The organism is Pseudarthrobacter sp. B4EP4b (assembly GCF_006680095.1).
Lineage (GTDB): Bacteria > Actinomycetota > Actinomycetes > Actinomycetales > Micrococcaceae > Arthrobacter.
Genome location: NZ_VHIJ01000043.1, coordinates 1 through 24,052, shown reverse-complemented (window position 1 = coordinate 24,052; position 24,052 = coordinate 1). Strand labels below are relative to the sequence as shown.

At 63.7% G+C, this 24,052-nt stretch carries 15 protein-coding genes; 12 read left to right on the top strand and 3 right to left on the bottom strand.

The window, feature by feature from the left end:
* Positions 1-25: 25 nt before the first annotated feature.
* From FNL14_RS16535 to FNL14_RS16480, 12 genes are all read left to right on the top strand, one after another.
* Positions 26-1,708 (top strand): ABC-F family ATP-binding cassette domain-containing protein, encoded by a 1,683-nt coding sequence (locus tag FNL14_RS16535; protein ID WP_142062080.1) that lies wholly within the window; start codon positions 26-28, stop codon positions 1,706-1,708.
* Between the two features lie 142 nt (positions 1,709-1,850).
* The gene (locus FNL14_RS16530; protein ID WP_142062077.1) at positions 1,851-2,624 is read left to right on the top strand and encodes a DeoR/GlpR family DNA-binding transcription regulator; all 774 of its coding nucleotides are present in this window, start codon (positions 1,851-1,853) and stop codon (positions 2,622-2,624) included.
* Positions 2,621-3,814, top strand: coding sequence for an MFS transporter (locus FNL14_RS16525; RefSeq protein ID WP_142062074.1), 1,194 nt, complete (start codon positions 2,621-2,623; stop codon positions 3,812-3,814). The genes FNL14_RS16530 and FNL14_RS16525 overlap by 4 nt, the downstream gene beginning before the upstream one ends.
* Positions 3,815-3,872: 58 nt before the next feature.
* Positions 3,873-5,369 carry a bifunctional phosphatase PAP2/diacylglycerol kinase family protein gene (locus tag FNL14_RS16520; protein ID WP_142062071.1) on the top strand — a complete coding sequence of 499 codons (1,497 nt, stop codon included), beginning with the start codon at positions 3,873-3,875 and terminating at the stop codon, positions 5,367-5,369.
* A gap of 163 nt (positions 5,370-5,532) precedes the next feature.
* Positions 5,533-6,480, top strand: a complete 948-nt coding sequence (locus FNL14_RS16515; RefSeq protein WP_142062068.1) for an ABC transporter ATP-binding protein — start codon at positions 5,533-5,535, stop codon at positions 6,478-6,480.
* A 5-nt stretch (positions 6,481-6,485) separates the two neighbouring features.
* Complete coding sequence (locus FNL14_RS16510; protein ID WP_142062065.1) at positions 6,486-7,382, top strand: ABC transporter permease; 897 nt, start codon at positions 6,486-6,488, stop codon at positions 7,380-7,382.
* A 22-nt stretch (positions 7,383-7,404) separates the two neighbouring features.
* Positions 7,405-8,787, top strand: coding sequence for a sensor histidine kinase (locus FNL14_RS16505; protein ID WP_142062062.1), 1,383 nt, complete (start codon positions 7,405-7,407; stop codon positions 8,785-8,787).
* On the top strand, positions 8,784-9,476 hold the full coding sequence (locus FNL14_RS16500; protein WP_142062059.1) for a response regulator transcription factor: 693 nt from the start codon (positions 8,784-8,786) through the stop codon (positions 9,474-9,476). Before FNL14_RS16505 ends, FNL14_RS16500 begins: the two co-directional genes overlap by 4 nt.
* A 62-nt stretch (positions 9,477-9,538) precedes the next feature.
* A complete protein-coding gene (locus FNL14_RS16495; protein ID WP_142062057.1) occupies positions 9,539-10,429 on the top strand; it encodes an intradiol ring-cleavage dioxygenase in 891 nt (296 codons plus the stop codon).
* Between the two features lie 10 nt (positions 10,430-10,439).
* The gene (locus FNL14_RS16490; RefSeq protein ID WP_142062054.1) at positions 10,440-11,741 is read left to right on the top strand and encodes a M18 family aminopeptidase; all 1,302 of its coding nucleotides are present in this window, start codon (positions 10,440-10,442) and stop codon (positions 11,739-11,741) included.
* A gap of 298 nt (positions 11,742-12,039) precedes the next feature.
* The gene (locus FNL14_RS16485) at positions 12,040-17,553 is read left to right on the top strand and encodes a DUF4082 domain-containing protein (protein WP_142062050.1); all 5,514 of its coding nucleotides are present in this window, start codon (positions 12,040-12,042) and stop codon (positions 17,551-17,553) included.
* 122 nt (positions 17,554-17,675) lie between these two features.
* Positions 17,676-20,405 carry a WecB/TagA/CpsF family glycosyltransferase gene (locus FNL14_RS16480; RefSeq protein ID WP_255470884.1) on the top strand — a complete coding sequence of 910 codons (2,730 nt, stop codon included), beginning with the start codon at positions 17,676-17,678 and terminating at the stop codon, positions 20,403-20,405.
* 48 nt (positions 20,406-20,453) lie between these two features.
* On the opposite strand, the gene FNL14_RS16475 is transcribed toward FNL14_RS16480, so the two are convergent.
* The 3 genes from FNL14_RS16475 to FNL14_RS16465 are packed head-to-tail and all read right to left on the bottom strand — an operon-like array spanning position 20,454 to position 23,955.
* Positions 20,454-21,755, bottom strand: coding sequence for a hypothetical protein (locus FNL14_RS16475; protein ID WP_142062047.1), 1,302 nt, complete (start codon positions 21,753-21,755; stop codon positions 20,454-20,456).
* A 44-nt stretch (positions 21,756-21,799) separates the two neighbouring features.
* The gene (locus tag FNL14_RS16470) at positions 21,800-22,633 is read right to left on the bottom strand and encodes a chain-length determining protein (RefSeq protein ID WP_142062044.1); all 834 of its coding nucleotides are present in this window, start codon (positions 22,631-22,633) and stop codon (positions 21,800-21,802) included.
* Positions 22,621-23,955 (bottom strand): O-antigen ligase, encoded by a 1,335-nt coding sequence (locus FNL14_RS16465; protein WP_255470887.1) that lies wholly within the window; start codon positions 23,953-23,955, stop codon positions 22,621-22,623. The genes FNL14_RS16470 and FNL14_RS16465 overlap by 13 nt, the downstream gene beginning before the upstream one ends.
* Between the last annotated feature and the right edge of the window lie 97 nt (positions 23,956-24,052).

Below are 24,052 nucleotides of genomic sequence, written 5' to 3'. Positions count from 1 at the left end.
GGCGTGCCGTGGGAAGATGGAGTACGTGGCCCATATTGACGTTTCCGGCATTGATTACTTCCTCTCCGACGGCACCCAGCTTCTCAACGGAGTGACCTTCAAGGTTCCGGACGGCACCAAAACGGCCCTGATCGGTCCCAACGGAACTGGCAAGACCACGCTGTTCCGGATCATCGCCGGGGACCTGGTGCCGGACGAAGGGGTTATCGGCCGGTCCGGGAACATGGGCATCATGCGCCAGTTCGTCGGCCAGGTCCGCGATGACTCCACAGTGCGCGACCTGCTGGTCTCCGCCGCGCCGCCCGCACTGGCCGCTGCCGCCCGTGAGGTCGACGAGGCGGAACTTGCGATGGTGGAGCACGACGACGAACCAAGCCAGATGCGCTACGCCCAGGCCATCGTGGACTGGGGGGACGCGGGCGGCTACGACGTCGAGACCGTCTGGGATGAAGTGTGCATGGCCGCGCTGGGCCTCCCCTTTGACCGTGCACAGCACCGCCCGGCGTCGAGCCTGTCCGGCGGTGAGCAGAAGCGGCTGGTCCTTGAAGCGCTCTTTGCCGGCCCTGACGACCTGCTGCTGCTGGACGAACCGGACAACTACCTGGACGTGCCCGGCAAGCGCTGGCTCGAGGAGAAGCTGAACGACTCCAAAAAGACCGTCTTCTTCATCAGCCACGACCGCGAGCTGCTGAACAACGCTGCCGGCCGCATCGTGACCCTTGAGCCGGGCATCAACGGGGCTGGAGCCTGGATCCATGGCGGCGGGTTCGGCTCCTACGTGGAGGCCCGGGCGGACCGCAATGCCCGCTTTGAGGAACTGCGCAAGCGGTGGGACGAGGAGCACGTCAAGCTCAAGGAACTCGTCAACATGTACAAAAACAAGGCTGCGTTCCGCTCCGACATGGCCAACCGGTACCACGCCGCCCAGACCCGGCTGGCCAAATTCCTGGAGATCGGGCCGCCCGAAGCGCTGCCCATTGAGCAGAACGTGCAGATGCGGCTCAAGGGCGGCCGCACCGCCAAGCGCGCCATCGTGGCCGAAAAGCTGGAACTGACCGGCCTGATGAAACCGTTCTCCACGGAAGTATGGTTCGGCGACCGGGTGGGCGTCCTGGGCTCCAACGGTTCCGGCAAATCACACTTCCTCCGGCTGCTCGCCACGGGCGGCACTGATCCGGAGCGGGAGCACCTGCCCGTGTCCGACGTCGAAATCGCCGAAGTGCCCCACGAAGGCACAGTGAAACTTGGCGCCCGCATCCGCCCCGGCTTCTTTGCCCAGACGCACGTGCGCCCGGACCTGCTGGGCAAAACGCTGCTGGAAATCCTGCACCGCGGAGACGAACACCGGTCGGGGCTGGGGCGCGAGGCAGCAGCCGGCGCACTGGACGGGTATGGGCTGGCCGGGCAGTCTGAGCAGAAGTACGAGTCCCTCTCCGGCGGGCAGCAGGCGCGCTTCCAGATCCTGCTCCTGCAGCTCAGCGGTGCCACGCTGCTGCTGCTCGACGAACCCACTGACAACCTGGACCTGCACTCGGCCGAGGCCCTGGAGCGCGCCATCGACCACTTCGAGGGAACCGTCCTGGCGGTGACGCACGACCGCTGGTTTGCCCGGACCTTTGACCGCTTCCTGGTCTTTGGATCTGACGGCAAGGTATATGAATCCGACGAGCCGGTGTGGGATGAGAAGCGGGTGGAACGCGCCCGCTGACCCTCACACGCTCTCTCAGTTAATGGGCCTTTTCGTTGACCCTCTCGCATGAGTGCGAGAGGGTTGCGAGTTTTGGCGCATCAAGTGAGAGAGCGTCTGACGACTTTATGATCAAATGATCAGAAGTTGCTATCATTTGGTCATGAAGACGGACGAGCGGCATCGTACTATCGCCGAGCTGCTCCGCCAGCGCCAGGAGGTGACGGTGGAGGAGCTGACGCTTGCCTGCGACGCTTCCGGAGCTACGATCCGCCGCGACCTTGAGGTCCTCGCCGCCAACGGCGTTCTTCGCCGGGTCCACGGAGGAGCACGAAGCCTGATTGGCCATGGCGGGAATCCGGGCTACGGGCAACGGGAACTGGAGGACCAGGACGCCAAGAAGCGCATCGCCGCCGCCGTTGCCGGCCTCCTCCGCGACCGGGAGCATGTGTGGCTGGACAGTGGCAGCACCGCCACCGAGGTGGCCCGGGCGCTGGCAGGGAGGGACCTGACCCTGATGCCGATGTCACTGCGGTCGCTCAACGTTCTCGCCGCTGAAGAAGCTACGGCCGGAACCCGCCCCGCCCTGCTGCTGCCGGGCGGAAGCCTCGTTCCCACCGAACTGTGTTTCCGGGGTCCGCTTGCGGAATCCAATGTCCGCTCACTGCGCTTCGACACGGCAGTGGTCACGCCCTGCGCTGTGGACCTCAAAGACGGAATTCTTGCCCATGACCTGGAGGACGCGGCGGTGAAGCGGGCCGGGCTGGAATCAGCGTCCCGAGTGGTGGTGGCTGCCGCCGCAGCGAAATGGGATGCGCATGCCAGGGCCCTTGTGGCCGGCCTCGACCGTGTGGACATCATGGTCACGGACAAGCAGTTCAGCCAGGACGAACGACGACGACTTGAAGACAACTCTGTGGAAGTAGTGAACGTATGAGCATAAATACAGGTACGGCACAGCAGGCCGGACTTAAGGCAGCCGCGGCCGCCACTTTTGTTGTCTTTGGCATCAACGGACTGGTTTTCGCCAGCTGGGCCGCACGGATTCCCGCAGTCACCGAAACGCTGAAGATCACATCGGGCCAGATGGGTACCCTGCTGCTCTGCACCGCCGTCGGCTCACTGCTCGCCCTGCCCACCGCAGGATGGGTGGTAGGACGGCTCGGTACAGCGAACACCGTACGCCTGGGCGGATTGCTGGCCTCGGCCGCCGGCGTGGGAATCGCGTTGTCGCTGTCCATCGCGTCCATCCCGGGCACAGCCGTTTCCCTGTTTTTCTTCGGTATCGCCATCGGCCTGTGGGATGTTTCCCAGAACATCGAAGGTGCGGACGTGGAACACAAGCTCCGGCGGACCATCATGCCCCAGTTCCATGCTGCCTTCAGCGGCGGCGCGTTCGTTGGTGCCCTCATCGGGGCAGGCCTGTCCAACCTCGGCATTGACCTGCCGCTGCACCTGCTGGTCATCGTGGGCATTGTCCTGGTGGTGACCATGATCGCGCCCCGGTACTTCCTGCCGCATGTCCCCATCCCCGCTCCCGCCGACGGCGCCAAGGCCGTCAAAGGCCCGTCCGCCTGGCGTGACAGCAGGACCGTGCTCATCGGCATTGTTGTCCTTGGAGCCACCCTGACTGAGGGTGCGGGCAACGACTGGATCGCCAAGGCGTCGGTGGATGGCCTGGGCACCTCCGAATCCACGGGCGCCCTGATGTTCGCCCTCTTTGTCCTGGCCATGACGGCGATGCGCTTCCTCGGCGGCCGCGTCATCGACAAGTACGGCCGTGTTGCCGTGCTCCGGGCGAGCATGGCCGCAGCTGCGGCCGGACTGTGCCTCTTTGTGCTTGCCGGAAACCCATGGCTGGCCGCCATGGGTGCCGCACTCTGGGGCATAGGGGCTGCCCTGGCCTTCCCGATGGGTATGTCCGCTGCTGCCGACGACCCGCAGTACGCTGCAGCGCGTGTCTCGGTAGTGTCCACCCTGGGATACATCTCATTCCTTGCAGGTCCTCCCCTGCTGGGCTACCTGGGCGACCTCACCGGTATCCACCACGCATTGCTGGCAATCCTTGCCCCCATCCTGGTGGCGCTCCTGCTGGCCGGTGCTGCCAAGCCGTTGAAGGCCAAGTAGGCCGCAACGCCGGTAGCAGCCGCTTCCGTCCCTTGTCTACGGCGGTAGGGTGAGGGGCATGCAGAGCACATGGCGGACAAGCCATCGATGGATCAGCCGCACGGATAGATACCTCGTTCGGTATGTTTCACGCTTGCCGGGCGGAAACCATGACGAGTTTTTCCGCAGGCTTTCCGCTGCCGCCAACCACGGAAAACTCTGGATGGGCATAGCAGCGGCCATCGCCATAATTCCCGGCAGGCCCCGGCGGGCCGCTCTTCACGGACTCATCGCCCAAGCGGTGGCTTCGGCGGTCACCAACGGCATTTTCAAGACGCTCCTTCCCCGCGCCCGGCCACTCCCGGAGCATCTTCCAGTGTTCCGGTTTGTCCATCCGCAACCCAAGAGCTCATCCATGCCGTCGGGACACTCGGCCTCGGCCGTGGCCTTCGCCGTGGGGGTGGGACTGGTGAAGCCGTCCATTGGTGCAGCGCTGGCTCCGGCGGCGCTGGGAGTGGCCTACTCCCGCGTTCACACCGGAGCGCACTGGCCCTCGGATGTGCTCTTCGGCTCAGCGATCGGGGCGGGTGCTGCCCTGATAACGCAGCGGTGGTGGCCTGTCCGCCCGCCCTTTCCGCAGACCAGCAGGACCTGGACCTCAGCTCCCGAACTGCCCGAGGGAGACGGGCTAAGCATCGTGGTAAACACCCTCGGCGGGTCTTTCAAGGAAGAGACGGCCGAAGCACTCCTGAAAGTATTCCCTAAGGCGTATATAAGAACTGTGGAGCCGGATGAGGACCTCCTGGCAGCGATTGACCAGACGGCGGCACGGCCGGGGACGCTTGCGCTGGGGGTGTGGGGTGGCGATGGAACCGTAGGAGCTGCGGCCGCGGCCGCCGTCGAACGTTCCCTCCCCCTGCTGGTGCTGCCGGGCGGGACACTCAACCACTTCGCCCGTGACGCCGGTACCGGGAGCCTGAAGGAGGCCCTGGCCGCAGCATCCAAGGGCGAAGCTGCCTTGGCCGACGTCGGCATTGTCACCGTGGAGCGCGGCCTCGCGGGCAAGCCGGAAGCAGCGGAAGTGATCATGCTAAACACCTCCAGCATCGGTCTCTATCCCAACCTTGTCCGCCGGCGCGAACACCTGCAGCCGGCATTGGGCAAGCCCCTGGCAGGAGTAGTTGCGACGTTCCGCACGTTCGCCGCCGGCACCCCCACCACCCTGACCGTGAACGGCCGGAGCCATAAGTTGTGGATAGCCTACGTGGGACGCGGCCGGTATTACCCCCGCGACCACGCGCCGCTGTTCCGGCCCGTTCTCGACGACGGCATCCTTGACGTCCGGATGATTACGGCTGATGAGTCCTTCGCCCGGCTCCGCCTGCTCTGGTCCGTGTTGACCGGCACAGTGGCCACTTCACGCATTACCCACCTGAGCGAGGCGACGAACGTGCGGATCGAGGCAGGCGGCTCACCCATGGCACTGGCTGTGGACGGTGAGGCGGTAGCGGGCGTACGCAGCGTGGAGTACAGCGTGCGGCGCCAGGCACTGACGTACTACTCCCCGCGGCCCTGACACAGCAGTCCCAGGAAGCAGTCATCCAGGGGGACTACCCCGGTTTACCCCTGAATCATCCCTGAGACCGGCGAATTCGGGCTGTCGGATCGGTAGCGTGGGGTTTACACCACGTCCCAGCAACCTCTCCCGCAGCGCATACTGCCGTCCGAAGGAAACATCCATGATTGAGGCAAAAGGCCTGACCAAGGTTTATGGCGGAAAAACCGCCGTGGCCGGGGTCAGCTTCACCGTGAAACCAGGGCTCGTTACGGGCTTCCTGGGACCGAACGGTGCCGGCAAGTCCACCACCATGCGAATGATCATGGGACTGGACCGGCCGACGTCGGGTTCGGTCACCGTCAACGGCCTCCCCTATGCGCAGCACAAGGCGCCGCTGCACGAGGTGGGCGCACTGCTGGACGCGAAGGCCGTGCACACGAGCCGCAGCGCGTACAACCACCTGTTGGCCATGGCTGCCACGCACGGCATTCCCAAGGCCAGGGTCCGGGAAGTCATTGAAATGACCGGCCTGGAGGCGGTGGCGCGCAAGAAGGCGGGCGGCTTCTCCCTGGGCATGGGCCAGCGGCTGGGCATTGCCGCTGCGCTGCTGGGCGACCCCCAGACCCTCATCCTGGACGAACCGGTCAACGGCCTGGACCCGGAAGGCGTGCTGTGGGTCCGGAACCTGGTCCGGTACCTGGCCAACCAGGGCAAAACCATCTTCCTGTCCTCGCACCTGATGAGCGAGATGGCCCAGACCGCGGACCACCTGATCGTCATTGGCCGCGGCCGGATCATCGCCGATGCACCGGTGAAGGAAATCATTGCCGGAACCCGGCAGGCCAAGACGCTGGTCCGCACCGGCGCCGCCCTGGAACTCTCCGCCCTCCTGGCCGGCGACGGCGTCACCGTGGACCAGAGCGAGCCGGAGACCCTTGAAGTGACTGGGATGGACTCCCGGCAGATCGCCCGCATCGCTTTGGACAACCGGGTGCTGCTCTACGAACTCACGCCGCAGCTCTCATCTCTGGAAGACGCGTACTTCGACCTCACCAAGGACGAAGTGGAATACCACTCACACCTGACCGGCGGGCCCGCAGTATCCGCCCCGGCAGCGGCAGGAAAGTAAGGACGATGAGCACCATGACTGAAACCCGTACCGTCCCCACCCGTTCCTCCGCAGGTTCACGGGGAGTGACTTTTACCGGCGTCCTGCGGTCCGAATGGATCAAGCTGTGGTCCTTGTTGTCCACCCGCATCCTGCTGCTGCTGACGCTGCTTGCCATCGTGGGCGTGGGGGCACTTGCTGTCCTGATCCGCTACAGCTACCTGGATGAAATGATTCGCCGCGCCAGGGACCAGGGGCAGACGATGACCCCTGACATGCTGGAAAAATCCTTTCCCCCGGGCTCCGGTTTTGACCTGTACAACCTGCCCAACGCTGGGCTGCAGATCGGCATCCTCATCCTCGGCTCACTCGCGGTCCTCTTTATGTCCTCCGAGTACGCCACCGGAATGATCCGTTCCACCATGAACGCCGTCCCCCGGCGCACGCCTGCCTTTGTGGCCAAGGCGATCATCCTCACCGTCATCTCCTACGTCATCACCACCATTGCCGGGGCGGCAACCTTCCTGATCGCCATGCCGGTGTTCCAGGGGATGGGCTTCGACCTCGACTGGTCCACCGATGGTGTGCTCTACAGCATCTTCACCGGCGGCCTCTACGTGGCCGGTGTGGCCCTGATCGGACTTTCGCTGGGAACGCTGCTGCGCAATTCCGCCGGCGGCATCACCGTCCTGGTGGCCTTGTTCTTCGTCCTGTCCATCGCCGCAAGCTTTATGACCCTCATCCCCGGCGAGTTCTGGAAGTACGTGCCGCAGTACATTCCCAGCGAAGCCGGCGGCCGCTTCCTCTCCATTGGACACACGGACGGCATCATCGACCCTTGGCACGGCGGCCTGATCTTCCTGGGATACGTGCTGCTGTTCCTGATCCCGGCGATGATTGTGCTGAAAAAGCGCGACGTATAACCCAGCAGGAATATAAGCAGGAATGACAGAAACGGCAGTAGGAAGGGACGCGCCGGCCGGCCAGGCCGACGCGTCCTTTGCCGAGCTCACGGCCAGGCGCAGGGGACTCATCCGGCGCTACCTGCATGCCCATCGGCGGGTTATGGATGCTGTGGTGGTTCTCAGTTACGGCCTGCTGGTGGCACCCACGGTGGTGGACGCCGTCGGGTCCGGCAACTGGATTGCAGCACTCCTGCTCGCGGCCGTGGCGGGGGCGTTGTTCCTCCGGCGTTCCTACCCCGTGGCCCTCGTTGCCTTCGTGGCGGTGGCGGAGGTGGCCGTGACGCTGTTGCATCCGTGGGGTTCCAACGTCTCGGCGGGGCTGTGGTTTTCGCTCTACGCCGTGGCGGTGGGCCGGAGCCGCCGCTTCGCGATCATCGCGACGGCCGCAGCCACCGCGCCGCTGGCACTCCTCTACCTCCTGGCCGCCGTCGGGCCGATGCGGATAGAGGTTGTCCACACCCACGTCAATCCGGAAGATTTCCACCTCCTGACCAGCATTGCCACCGGTGCCACCATCGCGCTGTCCAACGTTATTGCCACGGGGATCGGCATCTCGGTCCGGCAGCGGCGCGAACACGAACAGGAGATAGCCGCCTGGGCGGCGAGGACCGCGAGCCTGGCGTCCGTCAGTGAACGGAACCGGATCGCCCGGGAAATGCACGACGTCGTGGCCCACTCGCTGACGGTGATGGTCAGTTTGTCCGACGGTGCCGCCGTCGTGGTCCGGAAAAGTCCGGAACGCGCCGGCGAGGTGCTCGGTGAACTGTCCCGGACGGGCCGCACAGCCCTCGCCGATATGCGGCGTGTGCTGGGCGTCCTGCGCGAGGACGGATCGGCGGCACCCCGGCTGCCGCTCGCTTCGGGGGACAGCCTGTCCAAGCTTCTGGAGGGTTTCCGCACGGCAGGCCTGCCCCTGCATTACTCCCACACCGGGCCGGCCTTGCCCGACGACGCCGCCTTCCAGCTCACCGTGTACCGGATCGTCCAGGAATCGCTGACCAATGTGCTCCGCTACGGCCGTTCACTGGGGCGGGTGGACGTTTCGATCATCCGCTCAGGTTCCACAGTCACCATAGACGTGCTCGACGACGGCGCGGGAGTTCCCGGGGAGATCCCACCTGACGGGGTCAGCATTTCGGGCGCCGCGAACGGCTCCTACGGCACCTCTTCGGGCACCTCTTCCGGGACCTCGTACGGCACGGGCCAGGGAATCACGGGAATGGCTGAACGTGCCCGGATTTATGCCGGCAGCGTGGAAGCCGGCCGCAGCGGACGGGGCTGGCGGGTGCACGCCGTCCTTTCCTGGCCCGGCGACGAGGTTACCGATTCCATCCGCCCGCACCAACTGCAAGGGAAAGCATGACGATCAACCCGGCCATCACGGTCCTGCTGGTGGACGACCAGCCCCTGCTCCGGATGGGGTTCCGGCTCATCCTTGAAGGCGAGGAGGATCTGCGGATTGTGGGCGAAGCCTCCGACGGCGCCGAGGCCGTCCGGCTGGTCCGTGAACTCACGCCCGACGTGGTGCTGATGGACGTCCGGATGCCCGTGCTGGACGGCATTGAGGCCACACGGGCCATCACGGCCGACGGCGCGGGCTCGAGGATCATCATCCTGACCACCTTTGACGTGGACGAGTATGCCTTTGCCGGCCTCCAGGCAGGCGCATCCGCGTTCCTCCTGAAGGATGCGGCGCCGCAGGACCTGATTAATGCCGTCCGGGTGGTGGCCAGCGGTGATGCAGTGGTGGCACCCCGAGTGACCCAGCGGCTGCTCGAAACGTACGTGCGCGGCACCACCAGGCCGGCGCCCGTGACAACTGCGCCTGATCCCCTCCTGGCGGATCTGACGCCCCGGGAAACCGAGATGCTGGAAGCGATGGCAGAGGGACTGTCCAACGCGGAGATCGCCCACCGGTACTTCCTGTCCGAGGCGACGGTGAAGACGCACGTGCGGCGGATCCTCACCAAACTCCATCTCCGCGACCGTGTCCAAGCAGTGGTGTATGCCTACGAGACCGGCCTGGTGGTGCCGAGCAACCCGGACTACTGAGGCACAGCCTGCGCACAGGAATGCCCTATGCAGGTGACAGGCGGGGACGGTTGGATGGTGGCATGACAAACAAACTCCCCCATCCCGATCACGACCGCGGACTGGAGTTCGACCTGTCCACGCTGATGAGCCGCCGCTCCCTGGGCATCTTCCTTGGCGCGGGCGGCGCCGCCGCAGCCCTGGCTGCGTGCACGCCAGGCGGATCAAGCTCCGGCGCCGGCCCGTTGGCGTCGAACGCTGCAGCCACTGGGAGTGCGACGGCATCCGCCTCTGCTTCGGCAACCGCCGCACCATCGCCCACATTGACCCGGGCAATCGCCGAATGCGGCGTGGAGATTCCGAAGGAAACGGCCGGCCCGTTTCCAGGGGACGGCTCGAACGGACCGAACGTCCTGGAAGCCTCGGGAGTGGTACGGCAGGACATCACCTCCAGCTTTGGCACAGGCACGGCCAAGGCCGAAGGGGTACCGCTGACCTTCACGCTGACGCTGCTGGATAACGCCGACGGCTGTGTGCCGTTGGCCGGTGCGGCCGTCTATGCCTGGCACTGCGACAGGGAGGGGAGGTATTCGATGTACGATTCCAGCCTCGGGAACGAGAACTTCCTCCGCGGGGTCCAGGAGGCTGACGCGAACGGCCAGGTCACGTTCACTTCAATATTCCCTGGCGCGTACACGGGCCGTTGGCCGCACATCCATTTTGAAGTGTTCGAATCGATGAGCAACGCGACGGCGGCGGGCCAGGTGCTGGCCGTTTCGCAGATTGCCCTCACCCAGGCCGCATGCGAGGACGTGTACGCCACGGCGGGCTATGAGTCCAGCGCCAAGAACTTTCCCCGCACCACACTCAAGTCGGACAACGTCTTCAGGAACGACGGCGGAATCTACCAGCTGGCCACTATGACCGGTTCAGCCGCAGCCGGCTACACGGCGGGCCTGAACGTCACCATCTAGACTCGGGAGCATGCCTTCTCTTTCCTCCGCTGCAGACCACATCCAGGACCTTGGCGCGTATGTCAGCGCATCGCCGTCGAGCTTTCACGCGGTGCACGAGGCGGCCCGCCGGCTGGAGGAGGCCGGCTTTGTCCGCCTGGACGAGCTGGAGCCTTGGGAAGGCGGTGCGGGTTCGTTTTTTGTGATCCGTGACGGCGCGCTGATCGCGTGGGTGGTGCCGGAGGGCGCCGGCCCCACCACGGGGTTCAGCATCCTCGGGGCGCACACGGATTCGCCCTCCTTCAAGCTCAAGCCCAAGCCGACTACCGGTGCGCACGGCTGGCTGCAGGCAGGTGTGGAGGTGTACGGCGGGCCGCTGCTGAATTCCTGGCTGGACCGGGAGCTGCAGCTCGCCGGCCGGCTGGTGATGCTGGACGGCACCGAGCACCTGGCCGCCACCGGGCCCCTGCTGCGCTTCCCGCAACTGGCCATCCATCTGGACCGGGCCGTAAATGAAGGCCTGACGCTGGACAAGCAGCGGCACATGAACCCGGTATGGGGACTCGGGAACCCTTCTGATTTCGACCTGCTGGCGGTGCTGGCTTCTTCTGTCTCCGGGGCCTCCGTTGATCCCGGGCAGATTGGCGGGTACGACGTCGTGATCGCGGACACGCAGGCGCCTGCGGTTTTCGGGGGGAATGGGGAGTTCTTCGCGTCCGGGCGGCTGGATAATCTTTCGTCCACGCATGCGGGGCTGGTGGCTTTGATGGAGCACGCTTCTTCGGCATCCTCTGGCGGCCCAGTCGCCGTTCTGGCCGCCTTCGACCATGAGGAGATTGGGTCCAACTCGCGTTCCGGGGCCTGCGGGCCCATCCTCGAGGATGTCCTGGTGCGTCTCTCTGACGGCCTTGGCGCGACGGTGAGCCAGCGGCGGCAGGCGCTGGCGGCGTCGTTCTGTGTTTCTGCTGATGCGGGGCACGCGGTGCACCCGAACTATGCCGAGCGGCATGACCCCGCCAACCATCCGGTCCTCAACGGCGGGCCGCTGCTGAAAATCAACGCGAACCAGCGGTATGCCACCGATGCGGCCGGTGCGGCGCTGTGGGCGCGGCTCTGTGGTGAGGCCGGCGTGCCCTACCAGGAGTTCGTATCCAACAACGCGATCCCGTGCGGTTCCACCATCGGGCCGCTGACCGCCACCCGGCTGGGGATCCGGACGGTGGACGTGGGGGTTCCCCTGCTTTCGATGCACTCCGCGCGGGAACTGTGCGGTGTGGAGGACCCGCGGCGGCTGACTGCCGTGGCGGAGCTGTTTTTCCGGACCGCCGTGTAGGTCTTGCCCGGCTTCCGCCACAAAGGTGATGCGGAAAGCCACATCAGGGACCCCGCTGCCTAGTCCGGTGGTGGGGCCCCGCCTACGGTTGAAAAATACGGAAGCCCTTTGGGTTTGCGGTCCATGGTTCCCGGGCTGCGAACAGGGGAGGCCCAACTGCCTTCCACCGAATGGTCGTCCGTGACAACTGACTGACGCAACGGGCAAGGTGCCAAGATCTTTTTGGCGCCGGCTGGTGTGGGGAGTGCAGACCCCGTCCGGCTGCTGCCTGGTTGCGCCGTGACCATGGAGCCAAAAGATGACGTCTGCACCAGGAGTCCTCCCCCGCCGGATCATCCGCCGGGGAGTACCTGCACTGATCCTCGCCTTGCTGGCCTCCATGTTTTCCATGGCAGCGGACCCTTCATGGCTGCCGCCAGCCCGGGCTGCAGGTCCCTGTGACGCGCCTGTGGTCAGCAAAGTTGCCTGCGAGAACACCCAGCCGGGCAACCCTTCCAGCGAATGGCGGGTCACCGGCGCCGGGGACAGCTCGATCCAGGGCTACGCCACGTCGATGAGCCTCAACGTCGGGCAGACGGTGACGTTCAAGATCAAGACCAATGCGTCGGCCTACCGGATCGATATCTACCGGCTGGGCTACTACCAGGGGCTTGGAGCACGAAAGGTTGCGGCCAACCTGCTTCCTTCGGCTCCACTTCCTCAAGCGCAGCCCAACTGCGCAACATTCTCCGCCACGGGACTCGTTGATTGCGGCAACTGGGCGGTCTCTGCCTCGTGGCCGGTCCCAGCGAGTGCTGTTTCCGGGGTTTATCTGGCCCGCCTGGTCCGGACCGACAACGGCGGCGCGAGTGTTATCCCGTTTGTGGTGCGGGACGACGCAGCGAAGTCCGACATGTTGTTTCAGACGTCAGACACCACCTGGCAGGCGTACAACACCTACGGCGGCAACAGCCTGTACACCTGCACTGTGGCCTGCCCGGCCGGAAACCCTTTGGCTTACAAGGCCGCCTTTAAGGTCTCGTACAACCGTCCTTTCAACTCAGCCGTGGATGACCAGGGCCGCAGCTGGTTGATGTACGCCGAATACCCCATGATCCGCTTCCTGGAAGCCAACGGCTACGACGTCAGCTACATGAGTGGGCTGGACGTTTCCACGCGGGCGCCGTTGCTCCTGAACCACAAGAGCTTCCTTTCAGTTGGTCACGACGAGTACTGGTCTGGAGAGCAACGCGCAAATGTTCAGGCTGCTCGTGACGCCGGCGTAAACCTCGCCTTCTTCAGCGGCAACGAAATGTTCTGGAAGACGCGTTGGGAGGCCAGCGCAGACGGAAGCAACACCGCGGGCCGGACGCTCGTTTCCTACAAGGACACCCACTTCAACGCTCCGACAGATCCAGTGAGCTGGACAGGGACGTGGCGTGATCCCCGGTATGGCACAGCCACGGGTGGAGGAAATCCGGAAAACGCACTGACCGGGCAGTATTTCATGGTGAATTCCGGGACCGCGGACATAGACGTGCCAGCTGCTTACAAACAACTGAGGCTCTGGAGGGGTACCTCTATTCCCGGGATGGCTAACAACGCGACTGTGACTCTCGGGCAGGGCCTGGGAACGTTGGGCTACGAATGGGACATCGACGCTGAAAGCTTCCGTCCGGCTGGTACCTTTCGGCTTTCCCACACCATTGCTACCCCTGCTGAAGTATTCGTCGATTACGGTTCCACAACCCAGCAGGGTGCAACTGCCACACACAATCTGACCATGTACAAGGCTGCCGGCGGTGCGCTGGTTTTTGGTGCCGGTACTGTGCAATGGTCGTGGGGGCTGGATGCTTTCACAACTGGCAAGACCGTGGACCGGAACATGCAGCAGGCAACGGTCAATCTGTTTGCTGACATGGGAACGCAGCCTGCAACCCTGACTACAAGCCTGACTGCGGCACAGGCGTCCGTGGATACCACTGCACCAACATCCGCGATAACCTCTCCTGCGGCGGGGGCTACAGTCGCTGACGGCACCCTTGTCACGGTTAGCGGCACCGCCTCGGATGCAGGTGGGGTCGTCGCCGGTGTCGAGGTTTCGCTCGACGGGGGCAAGACGTGGCGGCGCGCCAACGGAACAACGAACTGGACTTACGCCTGGAATGCGCACGGTAGCCCTACCTCGGTCCTGAGGTCCAGGGCGGTCGATGACAGTGGAAACCTGGAGTCGGGCTCTGCCACTGTCAGCGTTAACGTTTCATGCCCTTGTTCGTTGACCGGGACGAATGCGACGCCAGCTTTCCCTGACGAAGGCGACCCGAACAGCATTGAAGTCGGTGCAAAGTTCACGTCAGACGTTGCCGGAACCATCACTGGAATCCGCTTTTACAAGGCTGCCCGGAACACCGGCACGCATGTCGGAAATATATGGAGTGCAACCGGTCAGCGGTTGGCTACAGCAACATTCAGCTCTGAATCGGCCACAGGCTGGCAGACGGCTGTGCTTTCACCACCACTGACCATAGCGGCCAACACGCCCTATGTTGCTTCCTACTTCGCTCCGCAAGGCCACTACTCCCAGAACACGGGCTACTTCTATAACAACCCGTCGCCCACTGGCGCCGCCAACCCGCTTGACAGCACCCCTTTGCACCTCACCCGCAGCACGCCACAGGCACCTAATGGCTTCTACCGCTACGGCACGTCGTCCGTATTCCCGGACCAGATCTACGACGCGGAGTACTACTGGGTGGACGTCCTCTTTTCAACGTCCAGCACTGTGGCACCGGCCGTAGCAGCGGCAGCACCTGCTCCCGGTGCCACCGCAGTAGCGCTCGATGTCCGGCCCAACGTGACTTTCAACCAGGCAGTCACGGCCGCATCCGTGGCATTTGCGGTCAAGGACCCCGCCGGAGCTGCAGTGGGAGGGTCTGCGTCATACAACTCGGCAACAAACACCGCCACGTTCACGCCCGCCACCGCCCTGGCCTATCAGACCGAGTACACCGCTACGGTCAGCGGTGCCACCAATTCGGCGGGGCAAACCATGAGTGCCCCTTATACGTGGACGTTCACGACTGCGGCAGCTCCAGCGGGGCCCAGGGTGACTTCGGTTTCGCCGGCGAACAACACCGCGAGTGTGGGCGTGGCGGTCAAACCGTCTGCCACCTTCGATCAGGCAGTCAATCCTTCGTCTGTGCTATTCACACTGAAAGACGCAGCCGGCGCCACCGTGGGTGGCGCAACGACATACGACGCGTCCTCCAACACGGCAACCATGAGCCCGGCCTCTGCACTCGCCTACAACACTTCATTTACCGCTACCGTGAGCGGCGCCACGAGCACATCCGGTTTGGCGATGTCAGCGCCTTACTCCTGGACTTTCACCACCGCGCCTGCACCGGGTGCGTGCCCCTGCACTGTCTTCAGCGCAACCTCGGTCCCGGCCGTTGCGGCCGAGAACGATTTCAATGCCGTGGAGCTCGGTATGAAATTCCGCGCCGACGTGGCCGGAACAGTGACTGGCGTGCGCTTCTACAAGGGAACCGGCAATACAGGAACCCATGTGGGACACCTCTGGTCAAGCACAGGAACGCTGCTGGCGTCTGCCACCTTCGGGTCGGAGAGCGCGTCCGGATGGCAGCAGGCGACTTTCAACACGCCGGTGAGCATCACCGCCAACAACACCTACGTCATTTCGTATTATGCGCCGAACGGCAGCTACGCCTCCAACGGAGGCTTCTTCGGCACATCTGCAGACCGGGCCCCGTTACATGGGCTCGCAAGCGGCACGGATGGGTCCAACGGAGTCTACAAATACGGCACCTCTGCCTTCCCGACCGACAGCTATAACAACACGAACTATTGGGTGGACGTAGTCTTCAATACCATTCCCAGCAGCTCACCACCGGCCGTGACCACAGTTACCCCGCCCAACGCGGCCACCGGGGTGGCTGTCAACACAAAGCTGACCGCCGCTTTCAACCAGCCGGTCTCGGCATCCTCTGTTGTATTCAACCTGAAGGACAGCGCAGGTTCATCAACAGCCGGATCACTTACCTATGACACTGCCACAAACACGTCAACGTTTACTCCCAATGCAGCTCTTTCATACAACACCACCTACACGGCAACGGTAAGCGGGGCTGCCAACTCAGCTGGTCAAAGCATGGCAACACCGTTCTCGTGGTCGTTCAAAACCACTGCGGCGGCAATCCTTCCCGCAGTGGAGGCGGCAACGCCAGCCAACGCTGCCACTTCCGTTCAGGTCGCAGTTCAGCCTGGGGTTACTTTCAACCAGGCAGTGACCGCCAGTTCTGTGGTGTTCACGCTCAAGAATTCGTCCAATGCCGTGGTTTCGGGTACCACTGCGTACGATTCCGCCACCGCATCGGCCACCTTTACCCCGGCCGCCGCCCTGGCATATGGCACCGCCTATACGGCGACTGTAAGTGGAGCCACGAATTCCAGTGGACAGACTATGGCTGCGCCGTTCTCTTGGTCTTTCACTACGGCAAACGCCCCGGGCACCTGCCCCTGCTCGGTGTTTCCGCCATCCGCGGCCCCGGCAACCGCCAGTGCGGACGACCCAAATGCTGTGGAGGTGGGAATGAAGTTCCGGTCCGACAAGGCAGGCACGATCACCGGGGTTCGTTTCTATAAAGGGGCGTCCAACACGGGAACGCATACCGGGCACCTTTGGTCTGCAAGCGGCGCGCTGCTGGCTTCCGTTACCTTCACCACCGAATCCGCATCGGGGTGGCAACAGGCTCTCTTCTCATCACCGGTGCCAATTGCCGCCAACTCAACATACGTGGTGTCCTACTTCGCTCCGGACGGCTTCTACTCAGCAAGCGCCGGTTTCTTCACCAACTCCGCTGACAACGCCCCTCTGCATGGGCTGGCGACCGGTGTGGACGGGCCGAACGGCATCTACCGGTACGGTGGCACCGCCTTTCCGACTGACACCTTCAACAATACGAACTACTGGGTGGATGTGCTCTTTGAGGCGGGTCCCGCCGGCTCAACGCCAGCGGTTGCAGGGGTATCCCCTTCGAACGATGCAACCGGGGTGGCGGAAACTGTAAAGCCGACTGCCACATTCAACCAGGCAGTGGCACCGGCGTCCGTGGTGTTCAGCATCAAGGATCCGGCTGGTACAGCGGTAGCCGGGACCACTTCCTACGATTCGGCCACTAACACCGCCACTTTTACTCCCGCCGACCCGATGGCTTTCAGCACGACCTTCACGGCGACTGTCAGTGGGGCCGCGAACGCAGGCGGGAGCACCATGACTGCCCCTTACACGTGGCGTTTCACCACCAAGACCCCTCCAACAGCATGCCCTTGCAGCATCTTCAGCCCCTCCGCGGTGCCCGCGACACCAAACACCAATGACAAGAAATCTGTGGAAGTGGGAATGAAGTTCCGCTCCGATGTGGCAGGCACGGTTTCAGGTGTCCGCTTCTTCAAGGGCAGTGCCAATACCGGAACCCACGTTGGGCACTTGTGGACAGCCTCCGGAAGCCTCCTGGCGTCTGTCACCTTCCTGGCAGAAGCCGCGTCGGGATGGCAAGAGGCCATGTTCTCCACACCGGTACAAATTTCAGCCAACACCACTTACGTTGTCTCGTACTCGGCGCCCGCGGGTTCCTACTCCTCAACGAGCAACTACTTCGCGGCCGGCCCAGCCGATAACGCCCCGCTGCATGGATTGGCCTCGGGTGTGGACGGAGCGAACGGCGTCTACCGCTATGGCTCCAACGTCTTCCCCACGGACAGCTTCAAGAGCACGAACTACTGGGTCGACGTCGTGTTCAACCGCTCCTAGACCCAGATGACAAAGAAAAGGCCTCCCCTCGTTGCCGGCGTTCGCGCCACCACTTTGCGCTGACGCGAGGGCCTGCCCGGGCTGTCCTCACATTGACCGGAACCCAACGGAAGGTTAGCTACGTGACCCTCTCAATTTCCTTACGAGGTCTCATTCAACCTGCGGCGCTGCTCCGGCCCCTGCCCCGGCAGATGCCGCGTCCGAACAAGCCGTCCCCCAGGGAGGAACAACATCGGACCGCCCCATCGGTAAATCTGGGAGGCGTCCACGTCACGCTCCTGGACTCCCAGCAGGCGGTAGATCTCGTCATTGAACGGGCACGGACAGGCCAGGGGCTCCCACCGCTGGGGGTCGCCTCGGCCAACTTGGACCATGTGAAGCACTTCGGATCTGGAAGCCGCTGGGAAGGCATCCTTGACGGCCTGGGAAGCACGCAATGGCTGACGCTTCTGGACGGTGCGCCGCTGGTTGCCCGGGCACAGGAGCTTACGCGGACGGTGTGGCCGCGTCTGGCAGGCAGCGACCTGATCGGGCCAATTCTTGACGCCGCCCAAACGTCCGGGTTGCGCGTAGGTTTCGTTGGCGGCAGCCCCGACACCCACGCCCTGGCAGAAGAGAGACTGGCTGGTTCCTACCCCGGGCTGGCAGTGGCGGGTTGGTGGGCGCCGGACCGGACGGTCCTTTCAGACGTGGAGGCTTCGCGGGCTCTCGCCGGCAGGATCGCTGCTTCCTCCTGCGATGTGCTGGTGGTGTGTCTCGGTAAGCCCCGCCAGGAACTGTGGATTTCGGAGTACGGGCACTTGACCGGCGCCAAAGTACTCCTGGCCTTTGGCGCCGTCGTGGACTTTCTGGCCGGCAGGGTCCGCAGGGCCCCGGCCCGGGTACAGGCACTGGGCATGGAATGGGCGTGGCGGCTGGCACTTGAGCCCCAGCGGCTGGCCAAGCGATACCTTGTCGACGGTCCTGAAGCGTACGTAAAGCTACAGAAATCGAGCGGCGACGTTTGTCGCAGCAATCCGTCTTTTGGCAGGCACTCGGCCGGTGCATCCCCTGGGGAGTCTCCAGCATTGCCCAGGCAACAACGGCCGGAGGGTTTCTCCCCGGTCACCGAACACACCGACGTGGCCGTTCTGGTTGTTGCCTACAACGGAGCAGACGACGTCGTCAGCCTCCTTGCGAGCCTGTTGCCCGAGACCTGTGGGCAGTCCATCAAGGTGATCATCGCCGACAACTCTCCAACTGATGCGGTTTGCAGGGCGCTGCGCGATTGGATAGGCGTGCACGCCTTCAGGACGGGAGGGAACTTCGGATATTCGGGCGGTATCAACCGGGCCATGAGGGAAGCCGGCACTGCCGACACCTACCTTGTCCTCAACCCTGACCTGCGGGTGGAAGCAGGATCGGTGCTTGCGCTGCGGGAGCGGATGTCAGTTTCCGGCGCGGGCGTTGTGGTTCCGGTCCTGCTGGATGATGATGGCTCGGTCTACCCGTCCCTTCGTCGCGAACCCAGCATCGCCGGGGCCGTCGGTGACGCTCTGATGGGCAGCCGGCTTGCCGGACGTCCTGACTGGTTGGCGGAAATGGACTTTGACGCGGAAAGCTACGCGCACGCGCATAGGCTCGACTGGGCCACGGGTGCCGCCCTGCTGATTCGCAGGGACGTCGCGGACTCCGTGGGCGAATGGGACGAAGACTACTTCCTGTACTCCGAGGAAACCGACTACCTGCACAGGGTCCGGGAGGCGGGAGCCAGTGTATGGTTCGAACCGCTCGCCCGGATGAGGCACAGCCGCGGCGGGTCCGGCAGCTCACCCGCCCTGGACGCGTTGATGGCCGTCAACCGCATCAAGTACGTCCGTAAATACCATTCAGCGGGCTACTCACGCGGGTTCAGGGCTGCCGTCGTGCTGGCGGCGTTGCTCAGGTTACCGCGGCCCCAGGGCGGGAAGGTGTTTGGCATGGTATGCCGTGAGCGGCGCTGGGAGGGGCTGCCGCGTGCGACCGGCTATCCCGCGCCGGTTGAGCACTTACGGGGCTTTCCTGCCGGGGCCGTGATCATCCCCGCGCATAACGAGGCGGCTGTGCTGCGGCGGACCCTTGACGCCCTTACGGCACCGCTGGCCAGCGGTGCCGTCGAAGTTATCGTGGCATGCAACGGCTGCACGGACGGAACCGAAGCAATTGCCGGGTCCTTTGACGGTGTCCAGGTCCTCAGCGTTGCCGAAGCATCCAAGGTCGCTGCCCTGAACGCGGCTGACCGGGTAGCCACCAGATGGCCCCGCGTGTACCTGGATGCGGACATTGAGCTTCCCGCCGAAGCGCTTCGAGTCACCCTTGAATGTCTGGCCGGGGGCGACAATGTCCTGTGCGCCCGTCCCGGGTTCAGATACGAAGTGGGAGGCGCAACATGGCCGGTTCGTTCCTACTACCGGGCGCGTAACCGCCTGCCGCAGGCAACTGCCTCCATGTGGGGCGCCGGTGTTTACGCCCTGAGCCGGCAGGGACACGACCGGCTTGGTGTGTTCCCTGCAGTCACCGCAGATGACTGCTACGTTGACCGCCTCTTTGACGGCACGGAAAAGACGGTCCTCGATTGCCCGCCGGTAACCGTTCGCACACCGCGCACGACGCCGGACCTGCTGGCCATCCTGCGGCGGGTCTATAAGGGCAACGCTGAATTGAGCGGGATGACCGGTGCTGGTACCCGCCTTACGGTCAGGGAACTGGCCAGGTCCGCAAGGGGCGCCGGCCCGGCATTGGACGCTGTGGTGTATGCCGCCTTCGCGCTGCTGGGCCGCCGTGCCCGGCCCGGCGGTGTCACCTGGGAGCGGGACGAGTCAACCCGCTCATAGCCCGGCCGGCTGGGCGGCCATCCGAAGCAACCGCCCAGCAGGCCGGGATTAAAACGCCACCTTATAAGTATGGTGGGAGTACTCAGCCGCAAACGTGTCGGTGAATGCGCCGTCGACCACCGGCAGGGTGCGGTTTTCGCCTACAACCTCCGCAGCGGTGCCGGTGACACCGGCAGGCAGCGTGAATGTCTTGGAACCGGTCGAGTGGCCAAGCCCTATGCTCGCAAAAATGTACGACGATCCCTTGTAAGCCTTGAACATTGTGTCCGTGGTGGTGTTGAAGGCGTAGTCGTAGGACTGGGTATTGAGGACCGGCGCCAGGGCCGTTATGCCCTCGTTGATGGCACGTATCCCATCAAGCCTGGCGGCATCGCAGTCCACCAGCGAGTAGTAGCCGCAGACGGGCCCGTTATTGTGCTGGAAGTACGTCAGTCCGCGTGCTTCATGAATAATGGCGGACCAGGCCGCGCCTTCAATCTGTTCCACGGAAATAGTGAGCGAGCCCTCATCGCGCAAGAGCGGCATCGCGGACTCAACCAACATCCAGTTAGGGTGCTCTCCGGGGGAATCCTGGTAGGACCGCATACGGTCGACAAGCCAGCCGTAAGCGGCCGACGTGGCCGGCTCGGCGCCGGTGGGCCAGTGTGGCGAATGGGCTATCTGGCCATCCACGAATGGACTGGTGTAGGCATACTTGTCCACGCTTGCAACATCCACAATGTTCATCAGCCCGGCCATCGATCCCTGCCCCCAGTAGGTGTCCAGGATCCCGTTGGAGTAATTGGCCATCGTAAATCTGCCGTCATTGAGCCCGTGGATCCTGGTGACCTTTTGCTGTTGGTCCTGCAGATTTGCGGCGGCGTCCGCACCTGAGCAACCCAAGCCGATGTCGCATTCGTCAGACACGAACCAGCCGACGGCCCGGTTGTCCTGTCCCACCTCCGCTGCTGACCATTCGTCCTGGGGAAGGACGAACAGGCCGTTACCGGTCATTGCCGAGAGGAGCGAACCGTCATGCTCCGCCCCCAAATAGGTGTTGATGCCGAGGGACTTCAGCTGGGAAGCGTGCTCGGGTTTGCCCATAAACACTGCGATGGGGAAGAAGGCCGGGTCGTTCCAGCCGGCCTCAGCAGCCTTTGGGAACTGGTTCCAGTAGGCAGGTCCGCCTTCCCACGGAATCCTCGCCAGCCCATCAAGGACTGATGCTGGATTTTGCGGGTCTGCCTTGGCGGCACCTGGCACGTCACATCCGCTCAGGGCTGCTGAGCACGCCAGACCGATGACTGCGGCCACCGCTGGGCCTCGGATCCTTGACCAGTAGTTGGTCTTCGATCCGAAATTTGCAGACATGAGAGCTCCCAACTGACGTAAACCGATAGGTAAGGGCTCGACTGTCACTGTTTGGCCCCCGACAGCCGGCGCCCATGCTGTACAAGCGTTTTTGAATCATTCAGGCCAAATTCGATGTCGAAGGGAGGGGTCAGCGCCGCGGAATCGGGCGTGGCCTGAGGCACTTCAATGTCGCTGCTGCCGCGGACAGCCCTTCGGCGTCTCTTTCCGCCCGCAGCATCGGGGGAAAGCAGTAGCCGCCGCTCCTTGGCCGCCGCCATCGACCTTGCCATCGAAACCGCACCGAACATCGCCACTACGCCGCCGAGGAAGACTACGATCAAGGCTCGAAGCCGGCTGGAGAACTGCTCGGTTGCCTTGTCCGGACTTGCAACCATAATCGAGGAAAACAGGTAGACATCGTCAGCGCCGTTGACCTTCTGCGCCTCGTGCAGGTATTCCTGCAGCAGTCGCCCCAAGGCCTCTGTTGTGGCGATAGACCTTTCCGGCGTTTCGCCTTCCCCGGTGATGTCCACCAGGAATCCATTCAAGCCACCGACACCGCGACTGACCGTGTACTGGTCGCTCAGGCCCTGTCCGGCCAGCAGGTCAGCGGTGGACCCGTCATTGAGCCTGGTCAGCAAGACCTGCACGATGAGCGAAGGGTCCGAAGAACGAAGATACGGATTCTTTGGGTTCAAGTTCCCAAGCTCGGGATGTTTGATGACGTCCAGTTCCGTGGGGATGTCCGGGTTGATCATTGCGAACGTCGACGACGACTCGTAAGACCGCGGGGCGAACTGGAAGACGTAGACGGCAGCCAGAACTGTCAGTACTGCGATAGGGATCGCAACGATTCGTTGCTGCCAGATGGTCCTTAAGACGGCTAGCGGGTCCATGGGCCTTCTCCTTTCAGGGTCCGACCCGATCCAACATTCGGAACAGGTCTGGAAATAGCAAGCTCAGACGGTGGAACGACTGCGTTTTCGCTCTTGGCCATCAGCCACACTGATCCGCTCAGGCCAACGAGCACAGGGTAAGTGAGGGCGAAAACCGGAAATGACATGGAGTCGAAAGTCAGGGAACATACCGCGGCCACCATGGCTCCGGCACCCACGGCGCCAGCCAAGGATTTGAGTTGCGGATTGCTGCTGGCGCGGGCAGCCATGACGGCACTCGCGCCCGGCAGCACCATGTACACAAGGAGGGCCACCAGGCCAACCAAGCCCTGCGTTACGGCTGCGTTCAGATATTGGTTGTCCAGGATGTGGATCGCGGTGTCCGCGATGTAGTTTCCAGGGCCGAGCCCCAGCCAGGGACGGTCCGAAACCATGGCCTCGACCCGGGGAAAGTTGTCGGTCCGGGTAGTGATCGACGGGTCTGCCTCGGAGCCGGAGACTGTGCCCGTGAGAGTGCTGACCAGTCCAGGAACCCCGAGGAATAAGGCCCCGAGGGCCACAGGTGCGGCCAGTAGGGCCCACAGCCTTGGGGTGCGGGCAAGAAACGGAATGAAAATCAGCAGGCCAGTGACGAGGCCCAGGATCCCTGAACGGGACACTGTGGACGCAATTGCAAAGATGAGCAGGGCCGGCCCGATCAGGCGTCGCATCAGATTTCCCCGCGGGTCGTATATAGCCCGCCACATAGAAAGTGGCAGCAGCATCGCGGCGACTACGGCCAGTTCGATGGAGTGGAATGTGCTGCCAGCCACCCGAAGCAACGCGCCGCGGGATTGGAACGGCGTATCACCGCCATTGTATTCAAATCCGGGCATCGCCACCTTGAACCATTCCATTGGATTCAGTTCGAAGAAGAACTGCACCACGGCTACCAGGCAACAAAACATGGCACCTGCCAGCAGAGCGCGGAGCAGCACCAGGGCATCGTCCATGTTCCGCACGACCTCCCCAAGGGCGATGATGATCCCGGCACTTGCCATCAGCAGGATCATCCAGCGGTCGGCCGACGCCCGGGCGACCTCGGTGCTGCCCCCAGTGATTCCGGCGTACAGTGCGACGTACGAGGCGCTTGTGGCGAGGAACAGGATGCCCACCGCCAGGCGGCCGGGATGCCGGAAGCGGAGCGGGTCGTGCAGGCCAAAGAGGATGCTGCAGACCCAGATCCCAAATATGAGCGCGGCCAGGATCATAGGAACCGTACCGGCAGCGCCGATGGGCCTGAACACCATCGACGACGGGAAGAAGAAGATACAGAAAGACATGGTCCGCACGATCCACGGCACATCCCCGCCGCGGCCCACTTCGGCTGGCTTTCCCGCCCCGCCCCCTGTCATCCTGCTCATGGGTGCGGCTCCAACA